The organism is Agrobacterium sp. CFBP 3001, from assembly GCF_027871605.1.
GTDB classification, from domain to species: Bacteria; Pseudomonadota; Alphaproteobacteria; order Rhizobiales; family Rhizobiaceae; genus Agrobacterium; species Agrobacterium leguminum.
Genome location: NZ_JAQAHD010000007.1, coordinates 116,423 through 133,549, shown reverse-complemented (window position 1 = coordinate 133,549; position 17,127 = coordinate 116,423). Strand labels below are relative to the sequence as shown.

10 protein-coding genes and 4 pseudogenes are annotated in these 17,127 nt (G+C 56.7%); 10 read left to right on the top strand and 4 right to left on the bottom strand.

The window, feature by feature from the left end; translation table 11 throughout:
• The first annotated feature begins 57 nt into the window (after nucleotides 1–57).
• The 6 genes and pseudogenes from PH605_RS11655 (at nucleotide 58) to PH605_RS11630 (ending at nucleotide 10,411) form a co-directional block, all read left to right on the top strand.
• The gene (locus tag PH605_RS11655; RefSeq protein WP_193559575.1) at nucleotides 58–2,553 is read left to right on the top strand and encodes a virA/G regulated protein; all 2,496 of its coding nucleotides are present in this window, start codon (nucleotides 58–60) and stop codon (nucleotides 2,551–2,553) included.
• Nucleotides 2,554–2,612: 59 nt separating this feature from the next.
• Nucleotides 2,613–4,595, top strand: a complete 1,983-nt coding sequence (virD4, locus tag PH605_RS11650) for a type IV secretion system ATPase VirD4 (protein ID WP_010900359.1) — start codon at nucleotides 2,613–2,615, stop codon at nucleotides 4,593–4,595.
• 107 nt (nucleotides 4,596–4,702) lie between these two features.
• Complete coding sequence (locus PH605_RS11645) at nucleotides 4,703–7,210, top strand: virA/G regulated protein (protein WP_142845028.1); 2,508 nt, start codon at nucleotides 4,703–4,705, stop codon at nucleotides 7,208–7,210.
• Nucleotides 7,211–7,441: 231 nt separating this feature from the next.
• Nucleotides 7,442–8,392: a hypothetical protein gene (locus PH605_RS11640; RefSeq protein WP_142845027.1), complete on the top strand. Its 951-nt coding sequence runs from the start codon at nucleotides 7,442–7,444 to the stop codon at nucleotides 8,390–8,392.
• A 103-nt stretch (nucleotides 8,393–8,495) separates the two neighbouring features.
• Complete coding sequence (locus PH605_RS11635; RefSeq protein ID WP_010900362.1) at nucleotides 8,496–9,851, top strand: hypothetical protein; 1,356 nt, start codon at nucleotides 8,496–8,498, stop codon at nucleotides 9,849–9,851.
• Between the two features lie 103 nt (nucleotides 9,852–9,954).
• Nucleotides 9,955–10,411: pseudogene (locus tag PH605_RS11630) on the top strand (cupin domain-containing protein).
• A 79-nt stretch (nucleotides 10,412–10,490) separates the two neighbouring features.
• On the opposite strand, the pseudogene tnpC reads toward PH605_RS11630, so the two are convergent.
• Nucleotides 10,491–11,162: pseudogene (gene tnpC / locus PH605_RS11625) on the bottom strand (IS66 family transposase); the annotation flags it as partial.
• 144 nt (nucleotides 11,163–11,306) lie between these two features.
• Here tnpC and PH605_RS11620 point away from each other — a divergent pair.
• Complete coding sequence (locus PH605_RS11620) at nucleotides 11,307–11,867, top strand: hypothetical protein (protein WP_176453670.1); 561 nt, start codon at nucleotides 11,307–11,309, stop codon at nucleotides 11,865–11,867.
• Nucleotides 11,868–12,041: 174 nt separating this feature from the next.
• Here the strand turns inward: PH605_RS11620 and PH605_RS11615 are convergent, their stop codons facing one another.
• Entirely contained in the window at nucleotides 12,042–12,950 is a 909-nt protein-coding gene (locus tag PH605_RS11615) for a LysR family transcriptional regulator (protein WP_142845026.1), read from the bottom strand.
• Between the two features lie 60 nt (nucleotides 12,951–13,010).
• On the opposite strand from PH605_RS11615, the gene PH605_RS11610 reads away from it, so the two are divergent.
• The gene (locus PH605_RS11610) at nucleotides 13,011–13,994 is read left to right on the top strand and encodes an NmrA/HSCARG family protein (RefSeq protein WP_237680921.1); all 984 of its coding nucleotides are present in this window, start codon (nucleotides 13,011–13,013) and stop codon (nucleotides 13,992–13,994) included.
• Between the two features lie 93 nt (nucleotides 13,995–14,087).
• A pseudogene (locus PH605_RS11605) lies at nucleotides 14,088–14,213 on the top strand (IS5/IS1182 family transposase); the annotation flags it as partial.
• 106 nt (nucleotides 14,214–14,319) lie between these two features.
• Here the strand turns inward: PH605_RS11605 and PH605_RS11600 are convergent.
• Nucleotides 14,320–15,227 (bottom strand): annotated as a pseudogene (locus PH605_RS11600) (LysR family transcriptional regulator).
• 95 nt (nucleotides 15,228–15,322) lie between these two features.
• Between PH605_RS11600 and PH605_RS11595 the strand changes: the two are divergent.
• Nucleotides 15,323–16,210, top strand: a complete 888-nt coding sequence (locus PH605_RS11595; RefSeq protein ID WP_142845025.1) for an aldo/keto reductase family oxidoreductase — start codon at nucleotides 15,323–15,325, stop codon at nucleotides 16,208–16,210.
• Between the two features lie 168 nt (nucleotides 16,211–16,378).
• Here the strand turns inward: PH605_RS11595 and PH605_RS11590 are convergent, their stop codons facing one another.
• The gene (locus PH605_RS11590; protein WP_010900196.1) at nucleotides 16,379–17,011 is read right to left on the bottom strand and encodes a recombinase family protein; all 633 of its coding nucleotides are present in this window, start codon (nucleotides 17,009–17,011) and stop codon (nucleotides 16,379–16,381) included.
• Nucleotides 17,012–17,127 lie beyond the last annotated feature (116 nt).

Genomic DNA, 17,127 nt, shown 5'->3' with positions numbered 1-17,127 from the left:
TTACCGAGGAGCAAAGGGTATTTTCGTACGGCCATGCAATACCTGCGGGAGATTGAAATGCAGTCCACTGCCAGGGCGGACCACGAGGCGACGTCGTCGTCACGTTTTGGCAAGGGGGAAAGAAAGCAGCTGAGCGAACACGAGCAAACCGGTGATCAAAGTGAATCAATGGCGAAGCGGAGTACCAGCTCGGGAATGCAGGTGGGAACTATTGCCGCGTCTTTGGCTATGAAAGATAGCTCGACCGCGACGCCGGCTTCGCAAGGGCCGCACCGGTCTGGGATGGAGCTGGATAATATCGAAGGGACTGGAGAGAGCCGTACGCAATCTCAGCACGAAATTGCGACACAACCTATTGCCACAAGCGCTTTTGGTTCAGGTCATGATGTGATCATTCCTGGAGAGGGCCAGCCTGAAGAAACATTCGACGGCGCACCATATTGGATGGTAGACAGCGGGGATAGCGAGACCAATAGCCTTCCGTCGATCCAACAAGGCTTATCTTGGCCAGGGTTAGATGACCTTGATTTGCTCGCCGACAGCAGTTCACCGCTCAGTACTCAGGTTGTTCCTCCTGACGTAGCCGCTACGAATTTAAGCACTGAGGCAGGGTCCGCCAGCGTCGAAAGCACCCAAATCCTCGCCGACAGTGCCTATTCCGACGACGCGACCGAAACCGGTGGCCAAACAGCTTCAGGATCGATCCATGAAGGTTCAGTTCGTTCGCTTGGCTCACCGGAGGAACGCTTCGACGCCTTTCCCGAGTTGACCGACGAGGACTTGGCGCAGATTGACGCATTCTCGCGAGCCCGCTCTCCTTCGAGGCGAGATGCTGCGCACGCTATTCATGCGGTCAGCTTGGATGATGCCTTCTCACGCAAGGATCTTGCCGCGGGCCACGACGGCCGGCTTACGAATCCTGCGTTCCGTCAGGAGGCTTCTCTGCAGGAATCGAGCCCATCAGAAACGAAGTCCGACGACTTCCCGGAATTAACCGACGAGGACCTGGCACGGATCGACGCACTCTCCGAAGCCCGCTCAACTTCGAGGCTGGATGTTGCACGCACTATTCATGCGGTCAGGTTGGAGGCCTCTCGGCAGGACCCGAGCCCATCAGAAATGAAGTCCGACGACTTCCCCGAATTGACCAAAGAGGACTTAGCCCGGATCGACGCACTCTCTGGACCCCGCCCGACTACGGGGCGGGAAGGTGCGAACACTATTCAGCGAGTCAGGTTGGACGATGCTTTCTCAGCCGAAGATTATACCGTGGGCCGCGGCGGCCGGCATACGAATCCTGCGTTCCATGAGGAAGCTTCTCGGCAGGACCCGAGCCCATCAGAGATGAAGTTCGATGGCTTGCCGGAGTTGACCGACGAGGATCTGGTAAGGATTGACGCAATCTCTGAACCGCGCTCGAAGAGATCTCGCTCCGAGCAGGTTGTCGGGGGAAAATCTCATAGGCTCAAACTGAACGAGGCTATCGAGGAGGCGGGCTCGCCCACTACCGTTTCGGGAACAAGCGCCGCCAGGGCGGCACCTATCACGCTCGAAAGCGGAGTACCTAGGTTGCCGCAGGCTACCCATACGGAACTTCTTGGCTCGGACGTTGCGGGTCCACTGCGGATCGGGAAGGCGTCGTGTGCCGATATACGGCGAGATGTTTCGGATAAAGGGAAACGAAAAGTCTCGTCAGATTATCAGATTCAGCAAGGTCCTGGCGCGTCCTATGCTTACCAGCCGCGACGCATGCCGACGGAAGCGATTTTCGATGCTGAACGGCTTGGTGACGAAGTGCTCATCGGGAATGAGCCAGTTCCGCGGTGGCCTTACCCCTGGGAGCACGTTGTTCGTTTTGAAACAGGCAAGCAGCTCTTCGAAAGATTGCAGAAGTGGCCGACTGCGGAGGAGTTGGAAAACAGTGTGATCCTCGTCAAAACGGATAGCGCGCAACGATCCTATATGCCCCGAAATCAGCTGCTCTTGCATCTCGGATCCGAAAAGTATTACGAACGAATGAAAGCGCTCGGTCTATCCGATAATACCTTCAGCGGATTGAAGTCCGATAGCAAATATTTTTATGATACACCTGCTGGACCACGGGTAAGTGAACATGATTATGAGTTCCCGCGGCAGGCAGGCGTGCATAATCCAGAGGTGATGGTTCAGCATCATAGCGGAACCTTCTTCGCGTTTTGGCCAAAACTTCTCAGGCTGGAAAAGCTTGCGACAGTAACGAATACGTATGGCGCGGAAAATGTTTGGCTCAAATCGCCAGCCAATGCTTACATGACGCCGAAAACCTATAATTCCAAGGTTGCGAACGGCGCCGAAAACCTTTTCATCGAGTTCCTACGTCCCGCTCCTGTCCACGACCACCTGCGGGAACCTGGAACTTCAAACGCAAAAACTGTTGACGGCCGAAACGAAGATCGCGCGCAACAGGCCGACCGGTTAGCAGATCAGTCGATGGGCCGGAACGGGGACGGCCGTGACGCGCAGGGTGGTAAGAGAACCTTGGAACCGCGCGTGCGCGAAAGGTATGGGCTGTAGATCCAGCTGCCCGTAAAGCAAACAGCCGTCCAATAGGATAAACGGAGCGTGGTCACGTGATGAATTCAGGCAAGTACACGCCAATAGGCCTGGCTGCGAGCATAGCATGTTCACTGGCCGTGGGGTTTTGTGCGGCCAGTCTCTATGTCACATTTCGCCATGGCTTTACGGGCGAAACGATGATGACTTTCAACGTTTTTGCGTTCCTGTACGAGACACCGCCTTATTTGGGATACGCAAGTCCTACGTTCTATCGCGGACTAGCCATCATCGTTGCGACGTCAACGCTCGTGTTGCTATGCCAACTACTGTTATCGATGCGCGAGCGCGAACATCACGGCACTGCTCGCTGGGCCGGCTCCGGCGAGATGCGGCACGCCGGGTACCTCCGGCGCTACAGTCACGTCACGGGTCCCATCTTCGGCAAGACATGTGGACCACGTTGGTTTGGCAGCTACCTAAGTAACGGAGAACAACCTCACAGCCTTGTTGTCGCGCCAACTCGCGCTGGTAAGGGTGTCGGCGTCGTTATCCCGACGTTGCTAACCTTCAAGGGCTCAGTAATTGCTCTGGATGTGAAAGGCGAGCTATTTGAACTCACATCGAGGGCGCGTAAATCAAGTGGTGACGCGGTTTTCAAGTTCTCGCCCTTAGATCCAGAGCGGCGAACGCATTGTTACAATCCCGTGCTGGATATTGCCGCGTTGCCGCCCGAACGGCGCTTTACAGAAACGCGCCGCCTCGCTGCGAATCTCATCACCGCCAAAGGCAAGGGAGCCGAAGGTTTCATCGACGGGGCACGGGATCTTTTCGTAGCAGGCATATTGAGTTGCATTGAGCGCGGCACACCAACGATCGGTGCCGTTTACGATCTGTTTGCTCAGCCGGGTGAAAAGTACAAACTATTTGCGCAACTCGCGGAGGAAACACAAAACAAAGAGGCTCAGCGTATCTTCGACAATATGGCGGGGAATGACACCAAAATCCTGACATCCTACACATCGGTGCTCGGCGACGGCGGACTCAATCTTTGGGCCGATCCACTCGTTAAAGCGGCTACAAGCACCTCGGATTTTTCCGTCTACGATCTGCGGCGGAAGAGGACTTGTATTTATCTTTGTGTCAGCCCGAACGATCTCGAAGTCATAGCGCCCTTGATGCGTCTTCTCTTCCAGCAGGTTGTATCAATCCTGCAGCGATCGCTGCCACTTGGAGATGAACGGCACGAAGTTCTGTTTCTCCTCGATGAGTTCAAGCACTTGGGCAAGCTGGAAGCTGTGGAGACGGCAATTACGACGATCGCCGGCTACAAGGGCCGCTTCATGTTTATTATTCAGAGTCTTTCGGCTTTGACAGGAACTTATGATGAAGCTGGTAAGCAAAATTTTCTCAGCAATACGGGTGTGCAGGTATTCATGGCGACTGCTGATGACGAGACGCCCAACTACATTTCCAAAGCTATCGGCGACTACACATTCCAGGCTCGCTCAACGTCGTACAGCCAAGCGCGCATGTTTGATCATAACATCCAAATCTCCGACCAAGGAGCACCGCTTTTGCGCGCCGAACAAGTCCGCCTACTCGACGACGATTATGAAATAGTCCTTATCAAAGGCCAACCTCCCCTCAAACTGAGAAAAGTGCGATATTATTCGGATCTCATATTGAAGCGAATTTTCGAAAGCCAACACGGTTCCCTTCCCGAGCCCGCATCTTTGATGTTGCCGGGAGACACAAACCTCGTTGAAGGCAAGCTCGACCAGGGAACAGCCGATACAACTTCGCAAAAGCCGGTGCAGATTGAAGAGAACGACCATGGGGAAGTCGTTTCCCCCCAAAACAGAACTGTGGCTGATGGAGTAATGCCAATAGAAGTTCGTCCCCGTTCAAACGAAGTTGATGACGAGCGGGAATACCAAGGCGCGGACGCCGCAACCTCTGAGAAGCTTCCGGAAATTGCTCCGGCTCTTTTGGCGCAGCGCGAACTCCTCGACCAGATCATTTCGCTCCAGCTGCGAGGTAGAACAGCTTCCGGCACTTGAAGCTCGATGTGATACCGCTTCGGATCGAGTCTTGTTAGCGCCGTCAGATGTCCCGTTTCGGGAATGCATTTCCAACGTTGAAGGTTGCCAATTGATGAGACATCGCCATGAAACCGTCGGGAAGCTCAAAAACTGGATACGCCGGGTCGGCTAGATCCTCGCCCCAGGTTCGCGCCGGGGTTACGCCTGTCCTTCATCCCAAAGAGCCTTGGAACGGTTTTGCTTGCTCCCCAATTGACGGCCAAATGGATCACCGGCAAAATTTATCTGCGCAATTCGCTTACGATGGAATGAGACTGGGCGCAGCCGAGCGGTCCGCGTACGAGACATGGGATAGAGCGGACCGGCCGAGTTGGAAAGACCTGATACTGAGCGCTCGCCTGAATGCGATTGACAGTTTCGCTTGGAATGTCGATGTCGGAGAAAGTACCTCTTCAACTTTTGTTTATGAGGGTGTTCCTCTGGCGGAAGGGGAACGGCGTGCCTACGAGGAATGGGTGGAGCCGGGACAGCCCAGTTGGCAACAACTCGTTGTGAACGCGCGTATTGAAGAGCTAAACACCTCTGCTGCAATTCCGAATGAGTGTAGTCCCCTTCAAGAGGAATTCCGATCGGAGGCACCTAAGCGTAAGCGGACAAGCTCCATTGGTCAAAAGAACGGTTTCCCTGAACCATTCGAATTTGATGGGATGAGACTCGGCTCGCCTGAGCGCGAAGCATATGAGAATTGGAGCAAACCGCAACCGCCATCCTGGAAAGACCTGATAGTTGACGCCCGTCTTCACGCAATCGACACCTCCACCTGGCTCAACGAATCAAATGACACCTCGGTCTTCGAGTACGAAGGCGTCCCGCTTGGGGAGGGGGAACGGCTAGCATATGAAAAATGGCTCGAGCCCGCGCAACCAGGATGGGAAGACCTGGTTGTGGACGCACGCGTTGCGGAATTGCACCAGTCTGCTCCGACGTGGTGCGAACACCAACCAGGCAACGACGTTTCTTCCAACGAGTCCGGGCGCATCTCGGGCGTCCCAATTAACGCCGAGCAGGTGTCGCGTGCGTTCTTTGTGTACGATGGAGTGGCGCTCGGAGCAGCCGAGCGCGCTGCGCATGATCGCTGGAACAGGCCGGACCGGCCCACCTGGGAAGATCTTATCATAGTCGCGCGCCAAGCTGCTATCGAAGGCGATGCCGTTTCGAATGGGATGATCGGGAAGACATCTTCCTCAGTCTTTTTATACGAGGGAATGTTGCTTGGGGATGCGGAGCGTCAGGCGTACGGACGGTGGAGGCAGCTAGCCCAGCCGCGGTGGCAAAATCTGGTGGTGAACGCGCGCCTGGCAGAGCTCGACCCGGCGGCCTGGATTCCCGATGAACATGATCCGTCTGAGCATGGCGGGGCGACTGGTCTTCTGTCGCAAGCAAGCACGACCAATAAGTCCCGCCTCAGTTTAGGTGATCAACCGGAAGCGCGCTCGCCTAGTCTCGCACGTGAGCCAGCACAACAGCCGACTCACGTGCAAAACCTGACATGCGCACAATTGGAAGCAAGACGTGCTCTATATTTCGGGCCCTCTGGGAGGGATGCAGACCAAACCGCCAGCATCGCCGACAGTAATCGCCTTGACGAGGTAAGCAAAGTTAAACGGCTGGGTGCCAAGAGCCGTCGAGGCGCTAAAGCAACGGCCTATGACGTAATTTCAAGTGCGGAAAGACTGTCGTCTCACGAGGGTTGTTTGACGGTTCAGTCCACTCAGCCAGAAAAAGCCGCTTGCTCGAGAAGCGACAATATCGGCACTTATGGAAGTCGAAAAAACGAACGAGCTCGGCTTGCGACCGAGACCGGGAAATACGAGTCGGAGCATATTTTCGGGTTCAAGGTTGTCCACGATACCCTGCGCTCGACCAAAGAGGGCCGGCGGCTGGAAAGGCCTATGCCCGCCTATCTCGAATGCAAGGAACTTCATCGACAACATGTTGGTACGGGAAGGGGGCGGACCCGACTGGTGGGGCGCGGCTGGCCAGATGACGCAAGTTACCGCTCGGATCAAAGGGCAACTCTATCGGACCCTGTTGCGTCCACGGAAGGTGCAACGGCGTCAAACGGGTATCAATTAAACCAGCTAGGCTACGCACACCAGCTCGCTAACGACGGGCTGCAGAGCGAAACGCCAGATGGGGTTATCATGCCGCTTCAGGTCGCGACTACTAGCTACAACTATACGGTAAGCCGCGATCCGGTACTTTCTCCGCCCAGTAAAGAGCAAGCTCCGGAATTGTTGCACCTTGGGCCACGTGGCCAGACAGAAGCTGTACTCGCTCGCGAAACAGCATTGACAGGAAGATGGCCAACACGCGAGCGTGAGCAGCAAGTCTATCGAGAGTTTTTAGCCCTTTATGACGTCAAGAAGGACCTGGAGGCCAAGACACTTGGGTTGCGGAAGAAAAAAGCTGCGCTTGTTTCCGCGTTGAACCGGACTGCCGCCTCAATAGGCACTTCACCCTTGAAAGCCCAATCGTCGAGCGCAGAAGTTGAAAAAGCAACTCACGAGTTTGATGAACGACGGGTTTATGATCCGCGCGATCGCGGTCGGGACAAAGCATTACAACGGTGACAAAGCTGGAGATGACCATCGTTAGCGGACTTTGTATCGATGCTTAAAAATGATGGTTCAGCATTTGAACCGCAGGCTGTACTGCTACTCTTTGAAATCCCCCGCAAAAAACGCGCCGTAGTGCAATCGATCGCCAGGGCCTGAATTTCAGTTGAAACACGATGTCCATTCAACGCCTTAAGCGCAGGTGTTAGACTTCGCATATCCTTGATCCGCGTTGGAGTGTGAGTTATGCTCGAAGACGGCCAGAAAATGCAGGAACGCGAGCTTTCGGTCCTCGGTGGTGATAAGACCGAAAGTGCAGCCACCTTACCGAATGACATTTTGGTGGAAGTTGCCAAACATCTGCCGACCGACGATCCAGTCGAAACGGCAGCCAACCTCACAAGCTTTAAACTTGCGAGCCCGTCGGTTCGGGCATCGGTCGATCAGAGCGATGTCGGAACGTTCCACCGAAGCGTAAATCGACTGGGTGCCTCAAGCAAGGCATTGTATGACCTGGCTGTACCCCGGAACGGCTTTGCCGAGTATCCGAACTATCCGGAACCGGACCCTGCTGGCGAGTTTGCGCTGGCGAGCCAGCGCATCAGGGCAATTGGTCCAACTTTGAAGTTCCAATCGCCCGCCAGGAAAACAGCGATAGGCAATCACATTCTCAATATGTCGGAAGGCGGTGAGCAGGCGGAGGCGATTATGTCGATGACGTCCCATTTGAGTGACCTCGAGAGGGCCGACAAGAGACGCCTTATCGACAGAGCAATTGAATACTTCAAGGTAGACGGGCCTATCAACTACGACAGTCGCCATTATGCAGCCTACGCGATTGCAGCGGCGCACAACCAGTTGGAACTCGAACACAAGTCACAAATCTTCGATGCAATGGCGAAGAGACCCCAGCTTGCGAGACTCTACGCCGACGAACGCATCCATGCGCAGGAGCATTTGGGGCTTGCGTCGACATCCGAAGGTCCGCACGAGCGGAGCAATAAACAACTGGCCACGGACATTCTTCAGATCGAACAAAAAATCCGCACTGAGCTCCTTCCCGAAACTCTCAGTGCTCACGACCAGATGGTAAAAGCGGAAGGAATCGCTGGATCGATTGAGAAGGCTTACCGCGATGCTCGCGCGAACTTAACCCGGGCACCGCGAGGGAGGTCAAATTCTGATCTCAGCCGGTAGAACTTGGTCTGAATATTCGATTATTTCTCCGAAGAAAGCACTTGGTTGACGAGCGAATTTTTAAACGAGCATCGATAAAGCGTGCACAGGGAAGGCCCACCTAATGGTCAGTATAAATAAAAAAGCCCCGCAGAAATCTTCTACAGCGACCACGCGCAATTCTGATGAACGCCTGGTTGATCAGTTAGGGCAGGCGTACCTTGTGGAACGCGAGGCGCAGGAAAGGCGCGCGCGACTTGAAGCGCCGCCGGCGTTGAAAAAATATGCCTCCAAACTGCAACTCCTCAATAAGCTCGATGCAGATTTCCGTGGTGTGATCGCTCACAAGCCGTTTCGCAGCGAGCAACTGCGGGTCGATAGCAATGGAGAATTGACCCATAGTCGGGGTCTCATAAAAAAGAAGAAGAAGGTTTTCATTCGAGATCAAACAACTGGCTCCCTTCGGCTTATTCACTACGAGAGGTCTGACTGGAATAGTGTCCGTCGCTATGACTACGACCAGAACGGCGTGTTGAGCGAGAAACATATCAAAAGCAAAGCCGGTGCCTTCGAAGAAAAATGGGAGCGGGACGAAAACGGTGAACTGATGCGCACCCGATACATCGATCGGCGCAGACTTACTGGACGGGCGTTGCATCCCATTTCCGAGGAAATCGGACGTCCTTATGAGAGTGGCCTGGAGAAGAGGCTTTATCGCGTTTTAACGCGTCGGGAGGGCTCCCAACAAAAGACTTTCGAACGCGATGACAAGGGTAATCTGGAGCTCATTGAAAGCAAACGGATGGGCTATTCGATGTCTTCACAAAAGGCACCGGATCGACAAACATCTAGAACAAGTATCCGCAAGCTTGGCGGAGCTTTCAGTGAATCATATAGATCCCGGCTGGATAAGGACGGCCACGAGTTAGGTCGGGATGTCTCCGCACATCGAAGCCTCCTCAACAAGCGTTCAGCCGTCTACGATGACGCTACAGGGGAGCTAAAGAGCAGCAAGCACACGTTTGGGAAGATATACAAAGCGGAAGCGACATACCTGAACGCCGAAATCAAAGAGGTCTCCAAAAAAATCCTCGGAGTTACGGTCGGTAAAGAATTGAAGACATTAAGTGGACGCGAACTCGAGGCTCAAGTATTACGTGCAGCGGAACGTGCCCTCCATAAACAGGCTTGGCAGCACCCTTCAGCTAACCCCTCGCGGTCGCAGCGGGAAAATACCAACAGTCATCTTGGAAACGAACTTGATGGGCCGCTCGAATCGGATATGACCGTCGTCCATCAAGCCGGATCCGGGTTCGTCGGCGACGATCGCCACGTTCATGATGGCGGTGGATCCAGGTTGAATGAATTGCACGAATCGCGATCGTCGAATGATAGGGAAAACCTTAGTTCGCCGAGAGCCGAAATTTGCGACCGTTCGATGAATCGGGATCGCACCGGCTCAGGTACTTTGTCGCGATGATAGCTAAACTAGGGGGGCACACACCGAGTTGTCAAGTCGCCCCCCGGGCAAATGAGCTCATCCCTGCTGCCATATTCCCAAACTACCAACGTTTCGCGTCAAAATGATCACTGAGAAATCCGTGCCATCCCCGAAAATAACTACCACGAGTGTCTCATCGAAGCCCACCTGCCGTGTCGTGCGGCCCGGCAGCACCTATGCCGGAAAACAGGGTCTCAATTATTTCGAAGGGATTGCGGCAGAGACAGTGGGCTCGACGGGGATCTGCATGCATCTTTTAACCATACCGCCGGGCGCCCGCGCCAAGGCCGCATTTGCACGCCTCGCATGAGACAGCGATCTATGCGATTTCCGGAGAGACGCATTGCTGGTTCGGCGACCAGCTGGAAGAACACGTCATCGTTCGCGAAGGTGGGATGTTCTATATTCCGGCTGGCGTTCCGCATCTTCCCGCCAATCTCAGCGACCGGCCGGCGACAGCGGTCATCGCCCGCACCGACCCGAAGGAGCAGGAAAGCGTCGTCCTGTTGCCGGATTTGGAGGGGTATGTGCCGCGTTGAACGCCACCCGGCGGACCCAACCTGGTGCAATGCTACGAGTCAGTTTACTGTAGGGTAAGCATCCGGTGAAGGCCGCAGGTTAGGCTGCTTTAGCTTTCAATCCGTGCGGCTGCCAATTCCACGGAAGCAATTGCTCGAGCTTACTGATTGGCGTGTCGGCGATGCGGGCCAGGAGGTCAGCAAGCCAGGCCTGCGGATCGACGTCGTTGAGCTTGGCACTCATGATCAGTGTCGCCATGAAGGCGGCGCGATCGGCACCTCGATCCGATCCGGCGAAGAGCCATGACTTCCTCCCGAGAGCAAAGCCTCTCAGCGCTCGTTCGGCCGCGTTGTTCGTGAGACAAATCCTGCCGTCGTCGAGGAAAGACGTGAAGCCGTTCCAGCGCTTCAGCATGTAGTCGATCGGCTCGGCGACTGGAGAACTGCGCGACAGTTTTGCCCGTTCGGTTTGAAGCCAGCAGTGCAGTTCGCCGACAAGCGGCAGGCTGTCCTTGCGACGGCGCTCCAGGCGTTCCGCTGCGGCAAGCCCGTTGATCTGCCGCTCGATGTCGAACAGGGCATCGATCCGTTTGACGGCCTCCAACGCCATAGGCGAGATCGGTGCGGCGCGGCTGCCGCGTTTGGCATTCGTGGCGATGTCGGCCAGCACGAAGAACTTGCGCCTCGCGTGCGACCAGCAGAGCGCCTGCGTCAGCGGCCCCGGATCGCGGTCTACCTTGAACAGCGGATTGTAGCCGCCAATATGTTCTGCCGAACATATCGGGGGCTATGTTGCGGCCGTCCATATGTGGCCCTGCTGACCTATACCCTTTGTCATCTGAGTATTTGGGCCCGATTTGACGCAACATAAATCGCAAGTTTGGCTGCCGGACCTTTTCTCGTTTGGAGGTTCGACATGGATCACCCTTCCTTTTCCGACCAAGCCGCTGATGCCCTATTTACCGAAGTGCCATTTGCTGACGAGCGGAACCGCTATTTGCATCACTGCGCCACACTCGGAGCGAGACCCGAAGTTCTCAGGGTCAAACGCAACGAACTCCTGTGGATCGCGCGACATCTCGGTCCAGAGGCTGCGGCCGGCGTCGGCATGGCGGAGTTGTTGCCGATCGCGCAGGCTCGGCAGAATGTTCACGGTGCGGCTACCGCTGCACGTCGCGTCGTCGATATCGGGCGCCCCTGGCTGAAGTTCCTTGGCTGGTGGCGTGAGCCCACTGTCATATTGTCGTACCAGGCGCAACTCGACCGGTATGTTGGCTGGATGCGCGACGAACGCGGATTGACACCGTCGACGGTGGAACAATGGGGGCGCATAGCCGGCAGATTCTTGCTGTGGTGCGAACAGTCGAGCCACCGGCTCAAGGATTTGAAGGCAGAAGACATCGACAACTATATAGCGACCCAAGGGGCCGGACGCTGGGGTCGTGTCTCGATTGCATACATGGCCCCCGAACATTAAAGGGGCACAGATATACGGTAGAGGGCAAAGGATGAACGCCTAGCTAGGTCGTGAACCGATAAAAGGGAATGATCGGCATGGGTGGTTTCCTGACAGGCAGCATTTGGCAAACCGCAAAATGGAGCCGACTTCCAATGGATTGCACCAGCTAAGGGTGGCGACACCCATTCCCTGTCACTCCGCATCTACATCGACTTCGCCCTTGACCCAAGCGGCGATCGCATCGATGAAGGCTCTCACTTGCGGCTTCATATACGTGCGTTCGGGATAAACGAGCGCGATCTGCATCTCTGAACCGATTGCGCCGTCGAGCACCTGCACCAACGCGCTGCTCTTAAGGTGCGCTGAGACCAACCCCTGCGGCAGGAGCGCGATACCGAGGCCGCGCAGGGCTGCGTCACACAAAAGTTCGATGCCATTCGCGTAGAATGCGCCCTCGACCTTAAACTTGCCTCCAGACGTGAGAGGCCAGTGCGTTTCTGCCAATTCTCCTCTGGCAAATCCAAGAAGACATCGATGGTTTTTCAGATCGAGATGTGATTGGGGAGTACCACGAGCTATGAGGTAGTCCGGTGAGGCAACAGTAATCATCGGATCGCGCAAGAGAGTGCGCGCGACAAGGCCCGGCTCGATTTGGCTGCTGGCACGTAATGCAACGTCGTAGTTGCCGTTGAGAAGATCTGCCCTCTGATTGGAGGTGTGGATGTGGACGCGCAGCTCTGGATAGGAGGCAGCAAAATCACACACGGCAGCGTTAAAACTGGCGCTCATGATCGGCGGTACGGACACACGCAGATCGCCGCGCACCACGTCGTTCGTCATTCGCACACTTTGCTCGGCCTGCCGAACCGCCTCCAGCGCAATGCACGCATGGCGGTAAAACAACTCACCCGCATCGGTCAGCGCCAGGCTACGTGTTGTGCGACGAAGCAGACGCATGCCCAGCCGATCCTCGAGGCGGGCAAGGCGACGGCTCAATGTTGCCCTGGGAACGCGCAGTCCGGCAGCGGCGCGTGAGAGGGATTTCGCCTCGACGGTCTTGGTGAACGCCACCATCTCGGATGTTTCTACGGGTTCGGACATTTGGATCAAATCCTAGCAGGTGATGCCACAATCTGATGAATTGTACCGGATTTCGTTCAAGTGCAAGATGCGCTTGAGAATGACTGGGTTCGCGTGCGCGTGGCCCGGCAAAACCTGAAAGAGAGTAAGATGAATTCCAGCGACAAGAAGACGATCGCCGTGTTTGGTGCAACCGGCCATCAAGGCGCCGGTGTGGTGCGAGCCCTCAAGGCAAATGGCCAGTTCAAGGTGCGAGCCCTTACCCGTCAGCCCGACACGTACCAAGGCCCTGCTGACGAAGTGATCGCCGCAGATATGGACAGGCCAGAAACCTTGGCGGCGGCGCTGGCAGGCGCGCACGGCGTTTTCCTGGTCACCAATTACTGGCAGGATGGCACCGACGAGATGAAGCAGGCGACGTCCGCGATCGATGCCGCCAAGGCGGCGGGTGTCGACCACATGGTTTGGTCCACCCTCCCCAATGTGGAAGCGATAAGCGGAGGTAAGATCAGCCTTCCACAATTCACGGGCAAGGCGAAAATCGATCTGATCGTGGAAGCGGCCGGATTTACGCACCACACCTTTGTTGTACCCCCTGCCTATTATCAGAACTTTTCGGGACCGGTCCGCCCACAAAAGCAGCAGGACGGCGGATATGGCTGGGTTTTGCCAATCGACCCGAGCGTACGCTGCTTCCACATGGGTGACATTGGCGAGCTCGGCCGCATTGTGGCCGGTGCGTTCGCTCACCCCGAGGAAACCGGCAAAGGCGTGTATCTCCCGCTCGTCGGTGATTTTCTGAGCTTTGGCGACATCGTGAACACGCTGAACCAGCAGGGTCATCAGTTTTCCTTCACGCAGGTACCGACAGAGGTCTTTGCGGGCTTCTTCCCGGGAGCTGCTGCGGTTGCCGAGAACCTGACCTATTACGAGAACTATACCTACCTCGGCCCACACTCGTTTGACCATGAAATCGCGCTTGCAAATCGCGTGGCGGGCAAGACACCGACGACGTTTGCTGCATGGGCAGCGGAGAATTTCCGCCTCGACACGTCGGCCGCTTAAATCACCATCGCGACGAACGGCCTGACCGTTCGTCGCGCGTTCCCACCCAGTGTGACGTGACTGGCAGATGCCAAATTCTGATTCAGCTCTGGCATTAGCCAATATGACCTGGCCGACTTCGAGTGGCGCGTGATCAAGTCGCGGCTTCCCAACAAGCCAAGGAGTGTGCAGCGTGTCGATGACCGTCGCGTGCTGAACGACATCTTCTGGGTGTTGCGGCCGACGCTCAATGTGTAGTAGCTGACAGCCACCTTTTGGGTCCGGCGACATTCAGGACTATGATGGCCCTAGGGTGGGCGTTCACTCTCTGTTCATCCACCGAACGTCAGGATTGGCCAACCGACGCTTTGATGAAGTCGATGAACGCCCTCAGCGGGGTGGGTACCAGGCGTCGTCCCGGATAATAGAGGAACGGTCCCGAGAAGCGCTCCGACCAGGGCTTGAGAACGGGCTCGAGGGCGCCGCTGTCAAAATGCGGACGCAGCCAGTCTTCGAACAGGCGGACGATGCCGAGACCGGCGATCGCCGCATCAACGGCGAGGTCGCTTGCTCCGCCGGCCGTCACGACCAAGGGACCAGTCGGATCGATCTGCACCTTCTCGCCGTCGCGCTCGAATTCCCATGGTGGCATCACGCCGCTGGGAAAACGTTGGCGCAAACAGGCATGGTCAAGCAGATTACGCGGATGCTCGGGGCGGCCGTGCCGGTCGAGATAGGCGGGAGAGGCAGCGGTGGCAAACCGCTGTACGCGCGGCCGATTGGCACCGCGATCATGTCCTGCTCCAGCCGCTCCTCGTAACGTATCCCGGCATCGCACCCGGTCGCGAGCACGTCGACAAAGCTATCCTCAGTGATCACCTCCAGGCGGATGTCGGGATAGGCGGCGAGGAATGCCGGGACGATCTGCGGCAGCACCAGCCGCGCTGCACTGACCGCCACATTGAGTTTCAGCGTCCCCGCCGGCCTGTCACGAAAGCCGTTCACCACGTCGAGCGCCGATTCCATTTCGCGCAGGGCGGGGCCAAGCTGTTCGAGCAGGCGCGCTCCGGCCTCGGTCGGCACGACGCTGCGTGTAGTTCGGTGCAGCAGCCTGACCCCGAGCTGGCTTTCCAGACGCCGTACCGCTTCGCTCAAGCCTGACGCGCTTGCGTCGCTTTGGCGCGCGGCGTCGCGGAACCCGCGGGTACGCGCCACCGCTACAAAAGCATTCAGATCACTTAGGTCAACCTTCATCGTTCGCCAATTCGTACAGCCTGTGCGGATTGTACCGGCTTATCACGCATTTCGGCAACGCTTATCTGTGCTCCGCAAGATAAGGAGAAAAGATCATGACAACATCTCGCCTTGGCGGCACGTTCACTCTTCCCGGTACGTCGTTACAGATCAAGCGCATGAGCTATGGCACGATGCAGCTTCCGGGCCCGCACGTATGGGGCCCGCCGCGCGACAAGGATGCCGCGTTGGCAGTGCTGCGCGAAGCGATTGCGCTTGGGGCCAACCATATCGATACTGCCGAGTTCTATGGCCCGCACGTATCAAACCAGCTCATCCGCGAAGCCCTCGCGCCATATCCAAGCGACTTGGCCCTTGTCACCAAGATTGGATTCGAGCGCGGAGAGGACGGCTCGTGGTTTCCGGATCGCACACCGGAGACCCTCAGGCGCGCGGTGCACGAAAACTTGTCAAGCCTCGGCCTGGAAGCGCTTGATGTGGTCAACCTTCGCTTGGGGGGCCCGCATGGGCCCGATGAGAACTCGGTCGCCGAGCCCTTGGGTGTTCTGGTCGAACTGCAACGAAAGGGTCTGGTCCGCCACATCGGCTTGAGCACTGTTTCGCCTGCGCAGTTTGCAGAGGCGGAAAAAATGGCCCCGATCGTCTGCGTGCAGAACGAGTACAACCTGGTACGTCGCGGCGATGACGCCTTTATCGACGAATTGGCTGCAAAAGGCGTGGCTTACGTCCCGTATTTCCCGCTGGGAGGATTTACACCGCTGCAATCTTCGCTCTTGTCGAGCGTTGCCGACGAGCTCGGAGCCAGCCCCAAGCAGGTGGCATTGGCCTGGCTGTTGCAGCGGTCGCCGAATATCCTGGTGATCGCTGGCACATCGTCCGTGGATCATTTGCGGCAGAATTTTGCGGCAGCTGATTTGGTGCTGTCGCCCGCGCAGGTAGCCACTCTCGACGGGATCGCCAGCGGGGTGGCTTCCGAGGGCTGATACTGTCTTGATGAAATGAACCTGTACCCCTTTCCCTTCGGGGGAAGGGCTCCCCCCGGGCGCTACACCCTCGGAATACCTTAGCGCCGCTGCGGCCATGCGCACTCGCGACGACAGCAACGGGTCGAGAGCGGCCGGAGAATGCGCGAAGCTCTCTACCCGCATAACTCAGATTCCGCGCTTGTGACGGGCGAGCAATTTTTCACCGTCGGCTCGCAGTTCGCCTTTAGGGCCAACAAATCGATATAGGGTCTGCCTGGTGACGCCGAGCTCGGCGCAAAGATCGGCAACCCTCGTTTCGGGCTGGCCCATGGCAGCGCGGGCGAGGCGCAGTTTCGCCGGCGTCATCTTAAAGGGGCGCCCGCCATTGCGACCACGGGCACGAGCCGCTTCCAGTCCGGCTTTCGTCCGTTCCACGATCAGCGCCCGCTCGAACTCGGCCAGCGCTGCAAATATCCCGAACACAAGTCGGCCGTTGGCAGTCGTCGTGTCGATTGATGCGCCTTCGCCGGCCAGCACCTTCAGACCGATGTTCCGTTTCGTCAGATCATCGACGAGGTTGACTAAGTGGCGCAGATCGCGACCGAGGCGGTCGAGTTTCCAGACAACGAGCGTGTCGCCGCGGCGAAGCGCCTTCAGGCAGGCAGCCAGACCGGGGCGATCCTCTCTTTTTCCAGACGCGGCGTCCTCATAAATATTGCCGGCCTCAACGCCAACCTGAGCCAGCGCATCGCGCTGAAGGTCATGAACCTGGCTGCCATCAGCTTTCGACACCCGCGCATATCCGATCAGAGCTGTCATTTATACGTCCGTCTGCGTGACAATTTCAATTTGGCCGCGCCAAAGCCTGTAGATTGTCACATAACCCGTCTTGCAAAGTAAGCTCCACAAACGGTTATCTCCAGTCTTTTTGTGAC

What these genes read in the sequence shown, in the direction of transcription:
- PH605_RS11645 (WP_142845028.1), top strand. Translation starts at nt 4,703, where the DNA reads ATGAAACCGTCGGGAAGCTCAAAAACTGGATACGCCGGGTCGGCTAGA.
- PH605_RS11595 (WP_142845025.1), top strand. Translation starts at nt 15,323, where the DNA reads ATGACAACATCTCGCCTTGGCGGCACGTTCACTCTTCCCGGTACGTCG.
- PH605_RS11640 (WP_142845027.1), top strand. Translation starts at nt 7,442, where the DNA reads ATGCTCGAAGACGGCCAGAAAATGCAGGAACGCGAGCTTTCGGTCCTC.
- PH605_RS11590 (WP_010900196.1), bottom strand. Translation starts at nt 17,011, where the DNA reads ATGACAGCTCTGATCGGATATGCGCGGGTGTCGAAAGCTGATGGCAGC.
- PH605_RS11620 (WP_176453670.1), top strand. Translation starts at nt 11,307, where the DNA reads ATGGATCACCCTTCCTTTTCCGACCAAGCCGCTGATGCCCTATTTACC.
- PH605_RS11615 (WP_142845026.1), bottom strand. Translation starts at nt 12,950, where the DNA reads ATGTCCGAACCCGTAGAAACATCCGAGATGGTGGCGTTCACCAAGACC.
- PH605_RS11635 (WP_010900362.1), top strand. Translation starts at nt 8,496, where the DNA reads ATGGTCAGTATAAATAAAAAAGCCCCGCAGAAATCTTCTACAGCGACC.
- virD4 (WP_010900359.1), top strand. Translation starts at nt 2,613, where the DNA reads ATGAATTCAGGCAAGTACACGCCAATAGGCCTGGCTGCGAGCATAGCA.
- PH605_RS11655 (WP_193559575.1), top strand. Translation starts at nt 58, where the DNA reads ATGCAGTCCACTGCCAGGGCGGACCACGAGGCGACGTCGTCGTCACGT.